The sequence below is a fragment of the Kitasatospora sp. NPDC059812 genome (assembly GCF_042732075.1).
Classification (GTDB): domain Bacteria; phylum Actinomycetota; class Actinomycetes; order Streptomycetales; family Streptomycetaceae; genus Kitasatospora.
On record NZ_JBHWIO010000055.1, the window covers coordinates 38,540 to 58,959 of the forward strand.

Annotated in this window: 11 protein-coding genes; all 11 read right to left on the reverse strand. The window is 70.2% G+C overall.

The window, feature by feature from the left end:
• Nucleotides 1-108: 108 nt before the first annotated feature.
• Entirely contained in the window at nt 109-1,776 is a 1,668-nt protein-coding gene (locus ACFV6D_RS25090; RefSeq protein WP_380561169.1) for a Helicase associated domain protein, read from the reverse strand.
• Nucleotides 1,777-1,998: 222 nt separating this feature from the next.
• Nucleotides 1,999-4,086 carry a hypothetical protein gene (locus ACFV6D_RS25095; RefSeq protein ID WP_380561170.1) on the reverse strand — a complete coding sequence of 696 codons (2,088 nt, stop codon included), beginning with the start codon at nt 4,084-4,086 and terminating at the stop codon, nt 1,999-2,001.
• A 34-nt stretch (nt 4,087-4,120) separates the two neighbouring features.
• Nucleotides 4,121-6,091, reverse strand: a complete 1,971-nt coding sequence (locus ACFV6D_RS25100) for a hypothetical protein (protein WP_380561171.1) — start codon at nt 6,089-6,091, stop codon at nt 4,121-4,123.
• Nucleotides 6,091-6,798 carry a hypothetical protein gene (locus ACFV6D_RS25105; RefSeq protein ID WP_380561172.1) on the reverse strand — a complete coding sequence of 236 codons (708 nt, stop codon included), beginning with the start codon at nt 6,796-6,798 and terminating at the stop codon, nt 6,091-6,093. Before ACFV6D_RS25105 ends, ACFV6D_RS25100 begins: the two co-directional genes overlap by 1 nt.
• A gap of 68 nt (nt 6,799-6,866) precedes the next feature.
• A complete protein-coding gene (locus tag ACFV6D_RS25110) occupies nt 6,867-10,175 on the reverse strand; it encodes a Helicase associated domain protein (RefSeq protein ID WP_380561173.1) in 3,309 nt (1,102 codons plus the stop codon).
• 105 nt (nt 10,176-10,280) lie between these two features.
• A complete protein-coding gene (locus tag ACFV6D_RS25115) occupies nt 10,281-11,327 on the reverse strand; it encodes a TniB family NTP-binding protein (RefSeq protein WP_380561174.1) in 1,047 nt (348 codons plus the stop codon).
• A complete protein-coding gene (locus ACFV6D_RS25120) occupies nt 11,315-13,462 on the reverse strand; it encodes a Mu transposase C-terminal domain-containing protein (RefSeq protein ID WP_380561175.1) in 2,148 nt (715 codons plus the stop codon). Before ACFV6D_RS25120 ends, ACFV6D_RS25115 begins: the two co-directional genes overlap by 13 nt.
• Nucleotides 13,459-14,244 (reverse strand): TnsA-like heteromeric transposase endonuclease subunit, encoded by a 786-nt coding sequence (locus ACFV6D_RS25125; protein WP_380561176.1) that lies wholly within the window; start codon nt 14,242-14,244, stop codon nt 13,459-13,461. The genes ACFV6D_RS25120 and ACFV6D_RS25125 overlap by 4 nt, the downstream gene beginning before the upstream one ends.
• 245 nt (nt 14,245-14,489) lie before the next feature.
• A complete protein-coding gene (locus ACFV6D_RS25130; protein WP_380561177.1) occupies nt 14,490-15,569 on the reverse strand; it encodes a DNA-binding protein in 1,080 nt (359 codons plus the stop codon).
• A 733-nt stretch (nt 15,570-16,302) separates the two neighbouring features.
• Nucleotides 16,303-17,247: a hypothetical protein gene (locus ACFV6D_RS25135; RefSeq protein WP_380561178.1), complete on the reverse strand. Its 945-nt coding sequence runs from the start codon at nt 17,245-17,247 to the stop codon at nt 16,303-16,305.
• 196 nt (nt 17,248-17,443) lie between these two features.
• Nucleotides 17,444-19,885, reverse strand: coding sequence for a Helicase associated domain protein (locus tag ACFV6D_RS25140; RefSeq protein WP_380561179.1), 2,442 nt, complete (start codon nt 19,883-19,885; stop codon nt 17,444-17,446).
• Between the last annotated feature and the right edge of the window lie 535 nt (nt 19,886-20,420).

A 20,420-nucleotide genomic window follows, 5' to 3' on the forward strand; every position in this document is an offset into this window, starting at 1 on the left:
CGGGCCGGGGGGGCCCCCGCGCGCCCGGGGGGCGGGGCCCGGGGGGGGTGTGGCGCCACCGGGTTAGGGGCCGCCCTCACCCCCCCCCCAACCCCGGGCCCGGCCGGGTCAGCGCCAGTCGAGTCCGAGTGCGGCGAGCTGGTCGAGTTGCTCGCCGGTCAGCTTCGCCCGGCGGCTCTTGGTGTTGGAGATCCACACCCCGAGCTTCACCTCCACCGTGCCCCCGTCGCCGCCCGGGATCTCCTCCACGTGCTGGCGCGGCACGGTCACCGACCCGGTGCGCTCCCGGTACCGGGCAAGCGCGGCCAGCCCGCGGTCGAACGCGCTCACCTTCCCGCCGGTCTTGCGCCCACCCGCTGCGCCCTTCCCCTGGCCTTCCCCGGCTCCGGCCGGGGCCGCCAGCGGCTGGACACCGAACTGGGCCAGGCGCTGCTGCTGCGCGTCCATCAGGCCGTGCCAGACGATGTGCTGGCGTTGGCGTTCCAACCACCGCCCCACATCCAGCCCGTGTACCGTCACCCCCGGCAGCAGGTCCGCCGGCTGCGCCCCGCCCTGGACGCACTCGGTCACGGCGGCGTAGTGGCGTTGCCAGTCCAGGGGCCAGGCCGGGTTCCAGTCCGGGTCGATCCCGGCGAGGGCTTCCACCCGGTCGGGACGCCCGTTCAGAACGCCGGGGCGGCGCTGGTTGGACAGCCACTGCCCGACCGGTTTGTCCAACGCGGTCGCGGTGCGGGGTGCGGCGAGTGTGCCGTGGTGATCGAAGTAGACCCGGCAGGCGGCGAGGTTCTCCTCCCACGCGGCGTCCAGTGGGTCCCACACCATCCCCAACGCTTCGAGGCGCTCGACCCGCTTGCCCTCCATCAACCCGGCCGCGTACGCCTTGCGCTGCTCACTCACCCAGTGCCCCAACGGGTACGCCTTCGCGTACTCCAACCCCTCCCTCGCGGCCTCGCGGTGGTCGAACGGCACCCGCAGATGCCCCTCCCGCCTGTAGTACTTCTCGGCCGCCGACCACCCGCGCACCCAGTCCTGCCGCTCCGTGTCGATCACATTGAACGACACCCACCGCGCAACCATCACCGGATCCCTGGGAGCCGAGAAACGCAGCAGCATCCGGCTTTCCTCCTCACCCTCCTGCGGCTCCGAACCGATATCCATGGACGGCTCAACCACATTCGTCTGCTCGACCTGAGGAATCGCCAGCAATTCCACGGCCTCCTCATCATGAGCCCGCAAAGCCTGCAACACATTCACCAAAGGCCGATACGAACCGGAGGTAAACATGTCCTGCGGCTGCTCACCCTCCTTCAGAAAGACGGGCACGATCAGGCTGGCGAGCTTCCCCTGACCGGGCTTCTGCCGCAGCGCCCGCCCGACCGCCTGCACGATGTCGTGCGGCGCCCCCTTCGGATCCAACAGCGCCACCGAGTCCACCGCCCTGATGTCCACGCCCTCACCCAGCACCCGACACTGCGCCAGCACCGCCCGCCGCGCGCTGCGCCCGAACTCGGCGAGCACCCGCTGGCGCCGCTCGCCGGCGTGCTCGCCCTTGAGCCAGTCCGCCCAGACCCGCTCCGGGTAGAACTCGGGGTCACCAGCGTGCAGCTTCGCCGCCACGGCCGGCAGGCCCTCCGCGAACGCCTGCGCCTCGATGGTCCGGTGGTGGAAGGTGATCATCGTCTGCAACCCGTGCTGCGCCATGGTGTGGAGCATGGCGGCCTGGAGCGCGCCGAGCCGCTGCCCGCGGATCTCCTCGCTGCGCTTCTCGGGGCTCATCAGGCGCTCGGGGGTGACGACCGGGTCGGTGATGTCCGCGCTCAGTGATCATGGTCGGTGTTGAGCGCTCTGAGCTGGGTTGTTCAGATAGCTGAGTGGGAGGGGAGAGTCTGGGCCAGCTGGTGTTGGAGAGAGATTCCCTGGTTAGGTTGGGTGATCAGCTTGTTTGGTTGCCGTTCAGTTGTACTGGGCGCGGGGAGGCGGCTATCGCGTTGCTGGGTTTCAGCGTGAGTAGCCAGCCGGGGTGACGCGTTGGCCGGAGACGATCCCGGCGACGACGGCGCGATCGATAAGCGCACCGTCGGGGCGGTGGGTGGTGATCCAGGTCAACTCCTCCAGACGGCGGGTGCCGGTGGTCTTCGCGGTCAGGTCCAGGACGAGGAGCTGCCCGAAAGGCGCGTTGGTATTGGTGTATTCGGAGGCTTGCTTGAGGTAATGGTTCTCGAGGTACCCGCGCGTGTTGTCGGTGTCGTCCTTCTTGATCTCGGTCAGGTAGCGAAGGGCACCGAAGTGCACGAGGACGTCGGCCCGGCCCATACCGATGTCGACAGACTCGACCTGAACGGTGTTGTGCAACGGCCCTGATTGCAGCCATCCGTGGAAGTCCCGCTGCAGGTCGCCCTCCAAGGGCTCGCGCTGCCCGGGCTCCGGCTTCCGGCGGTAGTCGTACGGCGGCTCGCTCTTCTTGCTGCCGGGGACTTTCTTACCGGGCCCGAACAGATTGCTGCGGGTCATGTCGGTGCGGCTCTTGAGGAACAACAGTGTCTGGGTGACCAGCGCGGTGAAGGTCGTCCGTACCTCGCCGGTGAAGTGCGGGTGTGCGGAGAGCTGTTGCAGGATGCGGTCAAGGGTGGGGATCACCACCGGGTCGGTGGCCTGCAGGCGGGCGACGTCGTGGGTGTAGGCGAGCGCTTCGACGGCGGCCAGCGCCTGGTCGTCGAGCTGCGCGCCGATCCGCACGGCCTCCTGGGGGCCCAGGGTCATGGTGAAGACTGGGGCGAGGCGGTGCAGCCGGGCCGGCTCCCCTCCAGGGGGCTCCTCGTCCGCTTCCTCGGCTTCGTGTGAGCCGTCGGAGCCTGGGGTGCGGGTTGTGCGTGCGTCGATGCGGGCAAGGACAGCGGCGGCGGTAGCGGTGTCCAGGCCGACGGAGGGGTGTTCCGAGGGGTGGTCGGCCGCATGCCGGAGCACGGCCAGAAGGCTGTGCTGCCGCAGGAAGCCGTCCTCGATCGCCGGTTCGATCAAGGCGGCCAGGCCGGTCAGGTCGTCACCCGTGCCGACAGGCCGCACGGTGCGCGACGCCCGGTAGGCGTCGAGCACGCAGTCCAAGGCCCTCCAGGCATTCATCCACACCGGCTGCTCCAGCAACTCGCTCGCAGAGCGCAGTTGGATCAGCAGGTGGCTCCATGCGGCTTCGGCGGCACGGCGTGGTTGCAGCCAGGGTGCCTGGTGGGTGCCGCGGAGCCATGCCGCTTGCTGATCCAGGGCACGGTCCAGGGCGTCTGCTGCCTGGGCGACCTGGGCGGCGCTGCCTGCCGTGAAACCGAGCAGTGCGTCGCAGAGCGCGGTGTAGGCATCGGCGTCCTGGCGGGCCTCGATGGTGGCGGCGGTGTTCGCGAACAGCTTGCGCGCCTGTGCGATCTGGAGGGCGACCTGGTCAAGGTCGGTGCTGGACAAGGCGGTGCGCAAGTGGTCGCAGCCCAGCTCGAACCAGGCGTCCGCGTCGGTGGCTTCGTCATCCGCCAGCCGCCGCAGCAGCCCGCGGACAGTCCCTGCGACGGGCTCCTGGTCGGACCAGCAATCCAGCGCCACTCCCAGCAGGCGGGGCATGCGCTCGAGGAAGTCCTCCGGGCCGTCCAAGGGGAGTTCGTCCAGGGCCTCCCATACCCGGTAGGGGGAGACGGCTTGGGAAGCGGCGAGACGCACGGCACCTTCCAGACGAGCGGCTGCCACCAGCGGAGTGGTTTGTACGGCTGTCGGCAGGTCTGCCAGCAGCGTGGTGTTCAACGGTTTGGCCCACGCGCCGGTGGCTGCGGGGCTGCTCAGCAGAGTCTGCAAGGTGGTGGTCAGGTGCAGGAAGCTGACCTGGCCGGCCAGCGCCTGAGGGAACGCGGCCGCCGCGTCGGTCCACGGGGTGTCCGCGCGTTCGAAGGCGTCCACGATCGCCTCGGCGAGGAGCGGGGCCATGGGGCCGGCCGCGGTCGGTCCGGCCTCGGTGGCGACGACTTCGCTGGGGACGGCGAGGGCAGTGAACGTGATAGGTGTTCCCTGCGTGGCCAGTTCGCCCAGCCGGGCTGCGAGTGTGGCGGTCATGGCCCGTTTCCTTCCCTGACCTCTCGACCGGCGGCTACCACAACGGGCGTCCGTCCGTGGCCTCGACGATGCTGTGCTCTGGCAGCACCTCGTGGGCCAGTACGGGGTCCGCAGTGGTGACGACGATCTGCAGCGCGTTCTCCTCGGCGACTGCGGCCAGCTCCTTAAGCAAAGTGAGCGCGTCGAGATCCTGGACTTCTTCGGCCTTGGGGCTGTCGATTAGTACCAGCCCGGGGTGGGTGGAGACGCCGTGCGCGGCTCCGACCCGCAGCAGTGCGATGACGACCGCGATCCGGAGCCGAAGCCGCTCCCCGGCGCTCTGCTTACTGAACCAGTCCTGGGACGTGCCGTCCTTGATGACTTTCAGTCGCCCCGCACGGTCGATCTCGACGGCCTCCAGTGACACGATGCCGAACCGGTGGCCCAGCTCGGTGATCTCCTGGTTCAGCGCCGCGAACAGTGTGCTGCCGCTGGTGCGGCTGTCTTCCTCAAGAACCTTCGCCCCGTACTTCAGGATCTTCACGGTCGAGCTTTCCTGGCGCACCGCGGTCAGGGCCGCCTCGGGGAGAACGCTGAGTGCCCCCTCCCAACGAAGCATGTCCTCACGGGCCGCCACCAGCGCAGGCAGCTGAGCCGCGGACTCGGCAGCACGCAGCTGCCCTTGAACGGACGTCAGCTCCTCGGTGAGCTTCCCCAGTGCAGCCTCCGCCTCCTCGAGCGCATCCCTGGCCGCCTTTTCCGCTTCGCCGCTGGCTGCCAGCCGCTCCTTGGCCTCGGTGATGACGTCCTCGGGAGTCTCGTCATCGCCTGCCTCGACCGGACGGTCGCACACCGCGCACGCGTGCGCGCTACGCTCGCGTTGCCGTCTCTCCTCCTCGATGTCCTTGTCGCACCTGGGGCACGCGGTGGGGTTCAGCCCGTGGAACAGCCGCCTAGCCACGGCGCTCTCACTGACATCGTTGAGGAGCTTGGCATCTCGCTGCCGGGCGGTACGCGCCTGCCGGTGAGCGGCCATCAACTCCTCCCACCGCTCCTGCTTGTCGGCGACGCCATTGGCCAACACGACGGAACGGGCGGCCAACTCCGGCAGCGACGCCTTGGGGCCGGCCGCAGAGCTGAGAGCAGTCAGCCGTGCACGCGCCTCACTGAGCCTGGTCTGCGCGTGTTCGCGCTGCTCACGCACAGACTGCGCGAACGTGTCCGCGGCCGCCCACTTGGAGCGCTCCTCGGTGGCGCGCAGATCCTGCGCCGTCTTGACCCGGGCCAGGGCCGCTGTTGCGGGCAGGTCGAGGAACACCTGCAGCAGTCGTCCCGGCAAGCCGGCGATCGACTGGTCCCCGAGCAGAACCTTGTCGCCGCCAGCCGGCAGGTAGAGGGCTCCGTAGTAGGCCGGCCACCCGTGCGTCTGCGTGGAGGTGCCCTTGACGCTGTTGACGAGCGGTTGCAGATCCAGCCGGTCCATCATCAGTGCCTGGACCTGCTCAGTGAAGCTGGCCGAGCGCGAGGCACGCAGGAGCGGGACGATACCGTCCTTGGGGATGGGCAGGCGCGTGTCAGCCAGGCGGTCCACGTTGGGCCCCGCTAGTACGAGTGCCGAGACGATCTCCCCGTCCTCGAGATCGAGGCGGAACCCCAGTGGCTGCCCCGCCACCACGGCATCGAGATCCAGGAAACTCAACCAATGCCGCACCCCCGTCTGAAGCTCCCGCGGGGCCCCGCGCAGACACCACGTCACCAGCTCCAAGACGCTGGTCTTTCCCCGGAGGTTGGAGGCCACCAGCGCGGTCACGCCATCGTTGAACCTGATGGTGGAATCGAAACTCCCCGGGGCGACTGCTCCCGTACGCAGCCCTGCGACCCGAAGCCGCTGCAGCCGAAGAGCCCTGGGCCGCGCCGGCGTACTGACCAGCGGCAGACCGTAGGTCGCGAACACATTGCGGACCTCATCCTCGGTCGTCTCGGCTAGGGCCGCGATCCGTGACTCCAGCGATGCCTGTGTCTCCATCACATTGCCCCCGCACCGGTCGCAGCCGCCTGGCTCCGGAACTCGGTCAGCCGCGCGCGGGCTCGCGCGCTGACCGAACCGATCCGCTTCCCGCGTTCTGCCTGCGCGTACTCACGCTGCAGATACTGTCGTGCCTTCAACCCGCTTCCCCCCAACCCATCCGCCAGGTCGATCACCAGGCGGACCCGTTCGACGTAGTACGCGAATTCCGGTGCCTGACCGACGATGTCGCGCGCCACTGCCCGTCCCTGCTCGAGCAGGAAGTAGTCGTGTTGGCGGATCCGGTTGACCGTGCCGCGGCGGCGAACTGCGATCAGGCCGGCGCTGCGCAGTACCGCCAACGCGTCGTCGAGCGGCTCATAGGCTCCGAAGTGGTGCCGCAGCATCGGGTAGCGGCGTACCTCCGGCTCCTCGGACTCCAAGATCCTGGCCGCGTGATCGAGCAGTGGCTCCTCGGCGCTGGTCTCGTAGTCGTTGAGCAACTCGTCAGCCAGGTAGTCCGGGTTGCGCAGCCAGAAGTCCAGTTTCTGAAGCCGGACCTGGGAACGGACCACCCCCACCGCGCTCTGCAGCCGAGAATCGTCCAGGTCCGCGCTGTTTGCCAGCTCGCATGCACCGTCCATAAGAAGCAGCACCCGCACGGCGTCCTGCTCCCGGCTTGTCACCGGCCCCTCGTCCTTTTGGGTGGCAGCCTCATCGTGATCCACCTGCGTCAGCGTAGCGAAGCGTATCTGGATACGTACACAGTGCAGACCGCTTCTCTCTTGGCTGCGGCTCACCTCGATTGAGGCGCCGATGGTCCTTTGTCGGTGGGTGTGAGGCCGATGGTGGTCAAGAGCTTCTGCTGGTGGGGGTGGAGGGTGTGCCAGTTGGTGCGTTGCTGGTTGATCCACCGCTGTTGGTGGGGGAGGAGTCCGGCAGGGTCGAGGCGGCCCTGGATGCGGGTGTAGGTGTGTTGCCAGCTGGCTCGCCAGGGTGGGTTCCACCAGGGGTCGAGGGCGGTCATGGCGGCTTGGTGGGGCCAGGGTTGGCGGGTTCGGCGTAGGTGGGCGTTCGCGCGTTTGCGTTGTTCGTATAGCCACCAGCCTAGGGGGAAGCCGTCGTGTTCGACGTCGTAGTGGGCGCCTCCCAGGCCGCCGTGCTGGTGGGCGTAGGCGCGGGCGTAGGGCAGGCCGGCGTCGATGCCGCAGGGGACGGTGGTGGGGCGGGGCCGTTCGGCTCCGGGGCCGGTTCGCGGGCGGGGTCCGTGCCGCGGGCGTAGGGCGCCGGCTTGCTGCGCGGTGATGCCGAGGTCGGCGAGGAGGTGTTGCTGGCCGCGGGTGAGGGTGGGGTAGGCGGCGCACTGGGTGAACAGCCATCGGGTGGCGTGTGCGGGCAGGCCGGGGAAGCCCTGGGCTGGGTCGAGGGTGCAGCCGGCGGTCTGGGTTTTGACGCAGTGGTAGGTGATCTGCCAGCGCATGCCCCAGGGCGGGTTCCAGCACAGATCGAGGGCGGTTAGGGCGTCGGCGCGGTCGGCGGGCAGCCGGCCGGCGGTGGCTCTCGCGCGTTGGGTGGCCAGCCAGGTGCCGATCGGGTAGCCCTCGATGCGGGTGGTGTTGGGCAGGGCGAGGTGGCCGTGGCGCCGGGCCTGGGTGCGGGCGTGGGCCAGGCCGGTCTCGAAGGACTCCTGCTGAGTGGTGCGCCGCGGCTTGGCGTCTCGGGCGTGGGTGGCGGTGATGCCGAGCAGGGCCAGTCGCCGTTGCTGCTCGGGGTGGAGGCTGGGGTAGGCCAGGCACTGGGTGTGCAGCCACTGTCCGGTCCAGTCGGGGGTGCCGGGGAAACCTCGTTCGGGCTCGAGGTCCAGGCCGCTTGCGGCCTGGACCTGTGTGGCGCGGTAGCTCTTGTTCCAGTCGGCGCCCCAGGGCGGGTTCCACCAGGGGTCCAGGGCTGCCAGGAGCGCTGCGCCGGGCCAGGGCGTGGTGGAGGTCGCTGCGCGGGTGTTGGCGTAGTGGCGCTGGCGTGCGAGCCAGGCCCCCAGCGGGAAGCCGTCGCGACGGGCATGGGGCGCAACGTCGAGGTCGCCGTACTGGTGGGCGTAGGCGCGGGCGTAGTACAGCCCGGTCTGAAGGCTCGGTGCGCTGGTGGTGGGGTTGGGCCGGGCGGTGGCCGCGACTTGGGCGGTCAGTCCCAAGGCGGCGAGTTGCTGTTGCTGGCCGGGCGCGAGGTCCTGGTAGGTGGCGCACTGGGTGAACAGCCACTGGCCCACCTCGTCGTCGAAGCCGGTGAACGCGTCGGCGGGGTCGAGTGCATGGCCGGCGCACACCAGGGTGCCCACCGTGTAGCAGGTGCGCTGCCAGCTGGTGGGCCACGGCGCGGCCCACCAGGGGTCCAGGGCGGCGAGCTGGTCGGCGATACCAGCGGCCTGGGGACCGGCTCGGGTGCGGCTGCGCTGGTTGGAGAGCCATTGGCCGATGGGGAAGCCGTTGTGGGTGTCCTCGGAGTACGCGCACAGGTGGCCGGTGCGCGCCGCGTAGGCGCGGGCGGCCGCGAGTCCTTCGGTGCGTGAGTCCTCGATGCTGCGCCGGCGCCGGCGGACTGCTTCGGCGCTGTGCGCGGTGATGCCGATCCGGCCCAGCAGGGCGCGTTGCTGGGGGTGCAGGTCCTGGTACTTCAGGCACTGGTCGAACAGCCAGCTGCCCATGTTCTCGCTGAAGGCGTCGAAGCCCTGCCCGGGATCGACCAGGATACCGGTCTGCACCTGCTGGTGTGCGCGCTGGTAGAGGCGTTGCCACCGGGTGCTCCACGGGGGGTTCCACCACGGGTCCAGGGCGGCAAGCGCGCGGTCGCGCTCGGGTGGCAGCCGGGGACCGCAGGCGCGCTGGTTGGACAGCCACAGGCCCAGTTGGAAGCCGTCGCGCCGGTGCCGGTAGGGGATGGACAGGTGTCCGTGCTCCTGGGCGAAGGCATCGGCCAGTGCGTAGCCGCGGGCGAAGCCCCGCACGGTGGCGTCGTCTTCCGTGGCCGGCCCCGTGCCGTCGGCCACGGGGGCTGCCGCGGTGTCCGGGGCGGTGCTGCGGGCGGAGGAGAGGGTGCGGTAGGCGGGGGAGATCCACCACAGGCTTCCGGGTTTTCCCTCCTGGATGGGCTGTGGGCGCCAGCAGTTGTGCAGCCAGGTGGTCAGCGGACCGCAGGACTGGTCGGCCAGGGCCTGGGCCAGCCAGGGCCGTCGCAGGCGGGCGGCCAGCTCGCGGGTGAGGGCGGGGGTGTCGGCCGGGGTGTGGGGCTTGTGCTTCTGGGTCCGTACCTGCTGCTGCCAGAAGCCGCCAGCCAGCAGGCTGGCCAGGACGACGCTGTCGGGGTAGGTGGCGATGGTGCGGGCGGTGTGCTCGGGGATGTCCGCGTGGGGGTTGGCGCGGGCTAGGTCGTCGCGCAGCTGGGGCCAGTGCTTCTCCTGCGGCCAGGCGGCGTCCCACCATGTCGCGGTGACGGCCTGGGCGAGCGGGAAGGCGTCGGCGATGCTGGAACGGCGGCGCAGCCAGGTGGCATGGCGGCTGTTGGCGGCGACGACCTCGGGCAGCCCCGCCAGGCTGAGCTCGCCCCCGCCCTGGACCGCATCGTGAGGGTCCGTCAGCCAGACCGCATGGCGGCGGCACACGTGCTGGTGGTCTGCGGTGTACAGGCTCGCGGGTTCGGCGCGGCCGGTGCGGGCGGCGGTGCAGCGCGGGCAGGCGGCTGCGGTCGGCGCGATGGACGTGGCGTTGTAGAAGGTGACAGCCGGCCCGTCGTCGTGGCGCCCGACCGGTTCGAGCTGCGCCCAGGCGGGCAGGGCCCGTTCCAGGTGTGCGGGCGGGACCTGTGCCAGGGCGGCGAGGCGGGTACGGGCCTCGGTGTTGAAGTACACCTCGCCGCGTCGCGGGAAGGACGACATGGGGCGGCGGTTGCCGAAGGCGAAGAACTCCGCGAGCAGGTCCGGGGCCGTAGTGCGCAGGCGGGCGGCCAGCCGCTGCAGGAACGACAGGGTCGTCTCCCGGCCCAGGGGCCGTACCCCGACGGCACACGGCGCCGTCGGAAACAGCAGCGAGGACGGCGCGCGCCTCAACTCCATGGTCACAGCAGTACTGCTCCACTCTCGTAAGGGTCTGCGCGAGGTAGGCGCGCGGCGCAGGGCGTCCGGCTCGGGTGCCCCTTCCAGCACTCCGCGCCTGGGCGACTATCGGTTTCTCCCAGCCCGCCCCGTGGAACTGCGCCGGGTCGGGGCAGTGGCGAGGAGTTGCTGCTGGGCGCGGATGTCGAGCTCGATGCCGTCCAGGAGTTTTTTGGTGATGCGCTCGCCGTTGTCCGTGATGGTGGTGATGGCTGCCTCTCGGATGAGGTGGGACAGGCTGCCGATCACTCCGCCGGTGCGCCGGTGCAGGTAGGGGGCGAGACGGGCCAGGGTGCCGGGGCGGTGGTGGCGCAGCCGCAGTGCGCTCTCCAGGTCGGTGACCAGCTCGAGCCACATCTGCCGCTGCGCCTCGGTGCCATACGGCAGCGGGTCGTTGCGCAGGAGTTTGAAACGCCCGGCGAGCTGCTGCCCGCGGGGGCCCACCAGCAGAGGGGAGGCGTCGACATCGACGCCGGCATAGATGAACGTCGCGGCGATTCGTTCGCCCAGGTGCTTGATCTGGTCGGAGGTCTCGGCGCCGGAGCGGGTGCGGGTGTCCAGCAGGTGGATGTCGTCGACCAGGACCAGTTGGGTCCGCAGCTCGCCCAGGGTCGCGCAGACCGAGTCGGTGATCTGGGCCTGGTTCATCCGGCGCAGCACGGGCACGCCCAGGAACCGGGCGAACTCGCTGACCAGCATCTTGGGAGTCGAGGCGGGCGGAACGCAGACGAATGCCACCGGCAGCCGGTCCTTGACCCCCGGGTGCCTGCGCCGGTCGCTGAGCTCGAAGATCCGTCCCAGCTCCATCAGCATGGTGGTCTTGCCGGTACTGGGCGGCCCGGAGACGATCAGCCCGCGCCGTGCGGTGCCCCGGTGGCTCCGGTTGACGAGCAGCATCTTCTGCAGTTCCAGCGACACCCGCTTCATCGCCGCAGTGCCCACCACGACGAACTCGGAGTGGTAGTCCAAGCGCTGCTCCCGGCTCCAGCCGCTGTCATCCGCCGACCGGTCACCGGGGGCGTTGTCGACGTAGCGCTGCCAGCCCACCCACGTGCTGACGGGGTCGAACACTTCGTCCTCGCCCCGGCTGGGGACGGGATTCAATGCAGCCACCGCTGGGCCTCCTGACGCGGGTCCAGCACATGAGAGGGGCGCGGCGGCCCCGGATCAGGACCGCAGCCCTCCTCGCCATCGTCGTTCTCCCCTTCATCGAATCCGGAATCGGCCAGGTCCTCGGGGCCCCAGAACCCCAGCACGTCCTCGAGAACGGGGCCTTCGCCGCTGCGCTGCGCCGGGGCGCCGTCAGTCGTAGCGATGTCGGCGGGCACCGGCACCAGAGCGTCCAGGGCGAGGGAGGACGCGGCTGCGGCGCGGGCCGCGACGGTACGTTCGCGGCGGGTGCCTGCCCCTGCCCCGGCGCGCCGCAACAGCATGTCCAAGGCCCGGGCCAGAGCCACTTCGTGGGCATCACGGTCACCGGTGCGCGCCACCGTGCTGACGATGTGGCGCCAGGTGGAGTCGGTGAACGGCATGCTCACCTGGGTGGCGTGGATCCAGGGCACTTCCTTGAATCCGTGCGGCAGCCTGACCCAGATCCGGGCCGGGTCGTAGGGATTGTGGTGCACCTCCAGCCGCTCGGACGCTCCCGCAGAGGTGCGGCTGCGCCGGTACCCGTTCAGGACGGCACTGTCGTAGGTGCGGTAGTCGAAACGGATGCCGTAGTCGCTGACGGGCTGCCAGCGCACCGGCAGCAGTTCGATGTAGTCCTCCCACACCAGGGGCACAGGCACGTAGCCCGCGATACCCACCAGAGCACCCCACATCTCGATAGGCGACAGCGACAGATGCGCCAGCATCGGATGCCGCAACGCGGCGTGCTTGCGGGCGTGCCACCCGCACACCAGCCACTCGTCGAAGAGCTCCTGCAACTGCGGCAGCGCCCACCGGGCCTCGTCCTGCACCCGACGCCCGCGCTCGGCGGCACTGGACCCGGTGTAGCCGGCGACATACTGGCAGAACCCGTGGTTGATCGACCTGAACGTCCGCTCCACCGCACCCTTCGCCGGTCCGTTCGCAGGCGGGACCGGCTGCAGCGAGACCCCCAGACTCTCGCACGCGCCCAGGAACGAGGAGGACACGAACACCTTGCCCTGGTCCACGACCACCGTCTCCGGCACGATCACCGGCCGCGCCGCCGCCCCGATGAGCCGCTCGTCCAGACCCAGCAGCCGCTCGTAGGGGACCACCGAGCGCTGCAGCGCCAAGGCGGCGTCCCAGCCCGGACGCATCCGCGTCGGCGCGACCATCTCCGCCAGCAGGACCGCCGCGTCCACCGCACTGGTACCCGGCGGCCGCAGCACCGCCGCACACACCGACCGCGTCGCCACATCGAGAGCGATCGTCAACTCCGGACGACCCGTCACCCCGTCCGCCAGCACCGCCAGGACATCCAAAGGGGTGCTGTCCATCATCACCAGCTCACCGGGCCGCAGCGCGACCGTCGGCCTGAACGGCGCCGCCGGCCGCGAGCCGTGCGAACGCCGCTGCGCCGCACTGCCCAGCAACCCCTGGCCCTCGGCCAGCGCGTGCACCAGCCGGTTGAACGTCGATGCCGGCGGCACCGCCACCACCCCGGGACCGTGCACCTCCTCCAGGTGCCACCGGACCAGGTCGCGCAACCGCGTCAGCGTCCCCGTCGATCGACCCCGCTGCCGCCCCAGCACCGCCACCACACCCTCCACGACCCGCTGATCGGCCCGCCCCACCGCAGACGCCGGGCGCGTGGTGCGCCGGTCCACCAGCCCCCACACCCCCCGCTCCCGGTACCGCGCCCGCATCCGGCGCACCGTCGTCACACTCGTCGCCGCCCCCGCCGCCGTCAGCTCCGCCGCCTTCGCCACCTCGCGCTGCGCCAACGTGGTCACCGCCGGGTCGTACACCGCCCGCGGCACCCCGCCGGGGACAGCTGCGCCCGACTCGACTTCCCGCACGTGCCGCTCCCATGCCAGGGCCCGCGCACGCACGTGGTCGGGAAGCGTGTCCAGTAGCCCCACCGCCGCCATCTTGACCTGGGGCGGCCCGCCGATGACCTCGAAACCGGGATCGGCCAGCAGGTGGGACAGCAGCACCGTAGCGATGGCACCCGCCTCTCCGAGCAGGCATGCGCGGGCGCCTTCGAGCGCGGCGAGCGTCCAGGCGCGGCCGTCCCACCGCACCTGGTCCCCCACGGCGAGCGCGGTGCCGCTCACCCTGCGGCCCCGGCTGCCGTCGTGGCGGCCACGGTCCGCTCGTGCAGCGGCCGGTCCAGGGGAGCGCTGAGCACCCCACTCCACAGCGCGTGGAAGACCACCGGCCATGCCACCATGGGCTCCCCGAGCCGCCGTACACCCTCGATGAGCGGCAGCGGCTGGGCGAAGAGGCCAGCGACCCGTTCCATCGGGGTGCTGGCGCCGTGGCGCGGATGCCGATAGCCCGACAGCCACCGCACGTTGGCCGCGAGCACCGGGTCAGGTGGCCGCGCGATGCGGTAGTCCCAGCCAACGGCTCGGGCCATGGCAGCCATCGCATCGGCATGACCGGCCAGTTGGGCGGGGACACCCTCACTACCCGCACAGTCGACCAGCAGGCCGCTGCCGTCCCGCAGCCGTGCCATCAGGTGCGGGGCATGCACGGCAACGGCGTCATCCTCTCCCAGCCACGCCAGCTCCACCGGACTGCAGGCCAGCGCGACCACCTGTGGATCGTGGTCCAGCAGCATGATCTCGGTGCGCATCGCGCCGAAGCCGTAGTGCACCAGGCGCCCGGTCGACGCCGACCACCACCACCCCGGAGCAATCCGACGCCCTCGCTGCACGGGGAAGGCCCGCACCGACGCCAACTCCTCCAACGCGACCCCGTGCGCCGCCCGGGTCCACGGCATGCGTTCGAGCTCGGTACCCGCGCCGACGATCCGCGCCTCGACCCGGCTGCCGCCGCTGACCGGATCCCGTCTGCCCGCGAGCACCGTCGCGTCCTCGCCTGCCGCATCCATCCTCCAGATGTCCCACAGGCCACAGCCTCATGGCCTGGAACCCCCATATCACTGACAACGCCCCTGACCATGCGCTAAGGACTTCGATGACCGCTCGCCGGGAAGTTCGCCAAATCGGGCGCGAAGGGCCTGCACGGTCAACTGGCTGGACAGGCCCTGCAGGGGAGCGACCCGGAACACACCGGGCCCCGGTCCAGGAGCGTGCACCGGTGACTCCCCGTCGAGGACTGGCCTCTCCCGCCTCGTCACCCGTATTGCTCCTCGAGGTCGTCGCGGTGGTCGTCGATGTCCTGTCGGAGGTCCTCTGCGGGGATGTAGGTCCAGGTGCTGAGTTCGTCGAGGGGGATGCCTGCGGTCTGCGCCGCGCTCGCGACGGCGATAACGGCCTCATCAAGGGCGGCGATGCTCCGGCCCAGACCGCCGATCAACTGCCGGGCACCCACAGCCAAGGCCGCAGTGTCATGCACGTCCAGCCCAGCCGACAGATCAGTGGCCTCGCGGATCTTCTCGTTGATCCAGGCACGCTCCTCCCGGGGCACCTCGGAACGCCAGCTGATGGTGCCATCGGCCCGTTGGGCCAGCTTCCGCAACTGCGCCGCCAGACAGACCGGCTGGTCCTCACGCCTGACCCACCACGGGTCCAGGGTCCGCTCGCCACTGTGACCAGCGCCGCGGCGACGGCGTACGAGCGCTCCCCACCAGGCAGTGAGTGCGCTGCTGTCGGGGACCGCGCCGACCTCACCGAGCCAGCGCCGCCCAATCCTGCGCCCGAGCTCCCGGGCGAACGCCCCGTCGGGTGGGAAGAGGCGGATCCGCTCGGCGCCGCTGTCCTGCCAGACCAACTCGGCCATCACCGGATCCAGCAAGGCCCGCGCGACCTCCACCACCTCCGGGAAGACCGCCGCGTCCCGGGCCACCGCCCGCCACCGCCAGAAATCCCCGCTCGCGTCCCCGCCAGCCAGGGCGTGCAGCCGGGCCGGCCAGATCCGCTCCTGCTCCCACCCCAGCGCCTGGTCCCACCACTGGCACACCACCGCATATGCCACCGAGAACACCTCCCCAGGCCCCACCCCCGCCCGCACCGCCTGCCGGGCTACCGCCTCCCACCGCCGCTGCGCCGCAGCAACCTCGGGCAGGCCCCGCAGGTCGAGGAACTCCACACCCGGGCCGAGATCGGCGTCAACGTCCAGCAGCCACCGCCCGTGCCGCACACACACCCGCTCCCACCGCTGCGCATACCGCACCACCCGCACCGCAGCGCCGGTCCGCCGCGCCGCGCACGAGCGGCACCCGAACGCCACCGGCCCCACCACCGCACCGCCCACCCGCCACACCGCCCCAGGACCGTCCCCGCCCGCGAGGCCAGCTTCTCGTCCTCCAGCCCCCATGCCGGCAACGCCCGCCCCAGCACCTCCTCACCGACCCCGCACAACCCGGCCAGCACCCGCCGCCCCGCCGCATCCAGCAGCACCTCGGCATCCGCCCGCAGCGCACCGCTCTCGTGCCGCAGGCGATGGCCGCGCCACTGCCAGTGCGTCAGCACAGCGGCGTCGTCCAGACCGTAGAGGGCAGCGATCCGGCACAGGAAGGAGAAGGTCGTCTCCCCGGCGAGAGGAGACATGCGGAAGATCGCGAGAGCCATCCCTCCAGCCTCCCGGACCGGCCCGGCACATGACGGCTTTTCACCTCTTCCCACAGGCAGCCCCGCATAGCCGCCCGCGCCGCCGCAGCCACCGCCTTTGTCGCTCAGGCGCCGACGGTCCGGCGGTCACCTATCCACACCCACACAGCTCTCCAGCGCACTGGCCACACCGGGAAGTGCTCCGATGGGGCTTTCAACTGTCTTGCCCCGACCGGCTGAAATCGAACGAGGGCACTCCAATTGAAGCGCCCTCGTTCGATTTCAGCCCCCGGCTCTGTGAGTAGCGGCCGACTGGTTGGGTGGGGCGGTGGCGCTGAGGGTTCGCTGCGCCCGCGGCAGGCCCCTGCTTCTCTCGCGCCGGGCTGGTGCCGGCCGCCGCGGTGGGGGCGGGGCCGGGCGCGGGGCCGGCGGACAGATCAGTCGTCCTCCTGCCAGGGGGCTTGCCCGTTGGGCTTCGGTTGGGTCCAGATCCGGATGCGAGTGCTCTCGGGCGTAGCACATCCGGCGGATCCCAGAACATGCTCGGCGATGAAGGACGTGTAGTACAGGCCGACGTCCCACAGCATCAGGCCCAGCTCGTTGGGCGCCGGCCGGGCGGAGATCCGGACGTAGTGGCCCGGCCTGAAGAGCTCGTCCAGCACGTGCATTGAGGCATGGGTGACCATCGACAGTTGCCGGTAGCTCAGGTAGACCGGACGCAAATCCTCTTGTCCGATCCCGCGCGTCGGCGCCCACTCGGACAGCTTCTCGACCATGTCGGCGATGGGAAGCGCCTGGGCCTGGATCGATCCGAACCCGCAGATCAGTGCGGTCAAGTCCATGCGGCTGGGTTCGAGCTGAGGGACGTGAGGCGTCTGGATCAGCTCCGTGGGCGGCAGATCAGGGCGGCTGGTGTTGCGGCGCGCAATGTCAGCATTGCGCGCCTGGACCCGTTTGAGGCGGCCCCGTGCCTTCTTCTTGCGGACGGAGAGCTCCGTGTTGATCCTGTCGCGCGCGTTCTGGACGCCTTCGGCACTGTGTCGGGCCGCCTGGCCCACCGTGACGACGGCCTCGTGCCCGCCGAAGTGGATGTAGAGAGAAAACACTGCCGCCTCGATCAGGCTGCGGGCCAGCGAGCGGACCGCGTACTCGAGTTCGCCGACGATAGCCGCCTCTAGTTCCCGCAGGAGCGCCGTGCAGTAGCGCAGAGCCGCGCCGTCATACAAGCGCCACGTCACCTGCTCAGTCCGCGTATCCAGGAGCGCCCAGCGATCGCTGGCGAACGCCGAGTCGATCTCGGCTCGCAGCCGGCTGGTCGCCTCGGCCAGCTCGTCGTGCGTGGGCCGCGACTGCTGCCGCTCCGGGGTTCCTGGTTCGCTCATGCCGACCACCGTAGGCGCCTGGAACGCCGGGGCTCACCCGATTTTGGCTGGCTGGCGTGAGCTGCGCGAGGCGGTCGCGGATGGCCGCCTGGCCGCCTCCGCCGGACCCAGCCGCCTTGTTCTTCGGACATGGCGGGCGCAGGCGGCCAGGGACGGCCTGGAGCGCGTCTCGGCGGGCCCTGGGCCTGCCGGGCTGTCAGCGCCAGTCGAGCCCGAGCGCGGCGAGCCGGTCGAGTTGCTCGCCGGTCAGCTTCGCGCGGCGGCTCTTGGCGTTCGACAAGAACACCCCGAGCTTGACCGCCACGAAGCCGCCGTCGCCGTCGGGGATGGTCTCGATGTGCTGGCGGGGGACGGTCACCGTTCCGGTGCGGGCCTTGTACTGGGTGAGCGCGGCCAGGCCGCGGTCGAAGGCGCTGGGCTTCCCGGCGCCGGCCTTCGTCCTCGGCGCGGTCTCCTCGGCCGGGGCGGCTGGCGGTTCGACGCCGAGCTGGGTCAGGCGTTCGCGCTGTGCGTCCGTCAGCCCGTGCCAGAGGTGGTGCTGGCGCTGTCGCTCCAGCCACCGGCCGATGTCGAGGCCGTGGATCGTCACCCCGGGCAGCAGGTCGCCGAGCTGTGCTCCGCCGTCGAGGCAGTCGGCGACGGCGGCGTAGTGGCGTTGCCAGTCCAGGGGCCAGGCGGGGTTCCAGTCCGGGTCGATCTCGGCCAGGGCCTCCTGCCGGTCGGGGCGGCCGGTGAGGGCGCCGGGGCGGCGCTGGTTGGACAGCCACTGCCCGACCGGTTTGTCCAGCGCGGTGGCGGTGCGGGGCGCGGCGAGGGTGCCGTGGTGCTCGAAGTACTCCCGGGCGGCGGCGAGGTTCTCCTCCCAGGCGGCGTCCAGCGGATCCCACACCATCCCCAGCGACTCCAGCCGCTCGAACCGCTTGCCTTCCATGAGGCCCGCGCTGTAGGCCTTGCGCTGCTCACTCACCCAGTGCCCCAGCGGGTACGCCTGCTGCAGGTCCAACCCGGCCCGGGTGGCTTCGCGGTGATCGAACGGCACCCGCAGATGCCCCTCCCTCTTCGCATACTTCTCGGCTGCTGACCAACCCCGGGCCCAGTCCTGCCGCTCCGTGTCGATCACGTTGAACGACACCCACTGAGCGACCATCACCGGATCCCTGGGAGCCGAGAAACGCAGCAGCATCCGGCTTTCCTTCTCGCCCTCCTGCGGCTCCGAACCGATATCCATGGACGGCTCAACCACATTCGTCTGCTCGACCTGAGGAATGGCCAGCAATTCCACGGCCTCCTCATCATGAGCCCGCAAAGCCTGCAACACATTCACCAAAGGCCGATACGAACCGGAGGTAAACATGTCCTGCGGCGCCTCCCCATCCTTGAGGAATACAGGAACGATCAGCGACGCGAGCTTGCCCTCGCCGGGCTGCTGCCGCAGCGCCCGCCCGATCGCCTGCACGATGTCGTGCGGGGCGCCCTTCGGATCCAAGAGCGCAACACTGTCCACGGCCCGAATATCGACGCCCTCGCCCAAGATCCGACACTGCGCCAGCACCGCCCGCCGCGCGCTGCGCCCGAACTCCGCCAGCACCCGAGCCCGCCGCTCGCCGGCGTGTTCACCCTTGAGCCAGTCCACCCAGATCCGGTCTGGGTACAGCTCCGGGTCCGCCGCGTGCAGCCGCCGCGCGACTTTCGGCAGACCCTCCGCAAACGCCTGGGACTCCATGGTCCGGTGGTGGAACGTGATCATCGTCTGCAGCCCGTGTTGCGCCATGGTGTGGAGCATGGCGGCCTGGAGCGCGCCGAGCCGCTGTCCGCGGATCTCCTCGCCGCGCTTGTCAGGGCTCATCAGCTTCTCGGGGGTGACGACGGGGTCGGTCAGCTCCACCACGATGATCTGATAGCGCGCCAGCAGACCCCGCTTGACCGCCTCTGACAGCGGTAGCCTCCACGAGACGGTGCCGAAGATTTCAAGATCATCCATGGATGCGGCCATCTCCTGCGGCAGCCGCTCGTGCCGGTGCCCCTCCCGCAACTCCCAGGCCGGCCGCGGTCGCTCCTGCCAGATCCGCGGGGTGGCGGTTGCGTACAGGCGCCGAGCTGCCGGAATGCACCTCTGGTCGTGGATCCGGGCCCATGCCTTCCCCAAGCTCCCGGACGTCCTGTGGGCCTCATCGACACAGACCAGGTCGAGCGGGTCCAGACGCTCGCCGTACACGCCCTCGAACGCCTCCACCAGCACGCCCAGCGAGCTGTAGGTCGCGAACATCGTCACCGGCCCGGACCCATGCCACATCGCGAGACGGATCGGGTTCGTGGTGCACCGCACGTCCAGCGACCACAGCTCGACGTCTTCCTCCATCGAGCACACCGCCACCGCCGGCCCCGCATGCCCGACCTCGCGCCACGCCCTGATCGTCTGCGCCAGCAAGGCCAGCGTCGGCACCAGCACCAGTACCCGGCCGCGCGGCACTATCCTGCGCGCGACCTGCGCGCAGATGTACGTCTTCCCGGTCCCGCAGGCCGCGTGGATCTGTGTCCGCAGCCCGTTCGCCGGAATCACCCCTCCGGGCGGGATGTCCAGTGCGCGGATGATCGCGTCAACCGCCTCGATCTGGTGGTCACGCAACTCGACGGACATGCCCGGATCCTTCCACGGAACGCCGAAGGGAATTTCCCGGCTGACACCCGCAAGCTGGCCTCTGGGGGTCCGCCTAAAACACTGACTCTACACAGTGCTTCATCATGATGCATCAAGCCCCTTGAATGAAGGTTCACACCCTGGAGTGAACCAGACACCGGCCTGAAGACGATGCGCTTCTCGCATGCCGCACCCGTAGGAGCGGAAGGTGACGGGCCTTCAGGATGGGCGAAGCGAAGCGGAGCCCGTCGACTCGACAGGAAGGGCCGGTCTTGACAGCGCGTGAGATGACGTCAGCTCTGAAACCCAGGGAGGCAGGGAAACCCCCGGGCCTACACAATGCCCAGCCCGATGCACCCACCCTCCCAGTCAGCCAGATTCTCCGGAGCGCAGCGAAGGAGAATCAGATCAATGAGCGCCTGCGCGAATTGATCAGAATTCCGCTTGCGGAATTCAATTCCCGCGCTTGCGCGGGAATTCCCGCCGGAGCGCAGCGGAGGCGTTCGATCCCCCAGTCACTAAAAAACAAAAACAA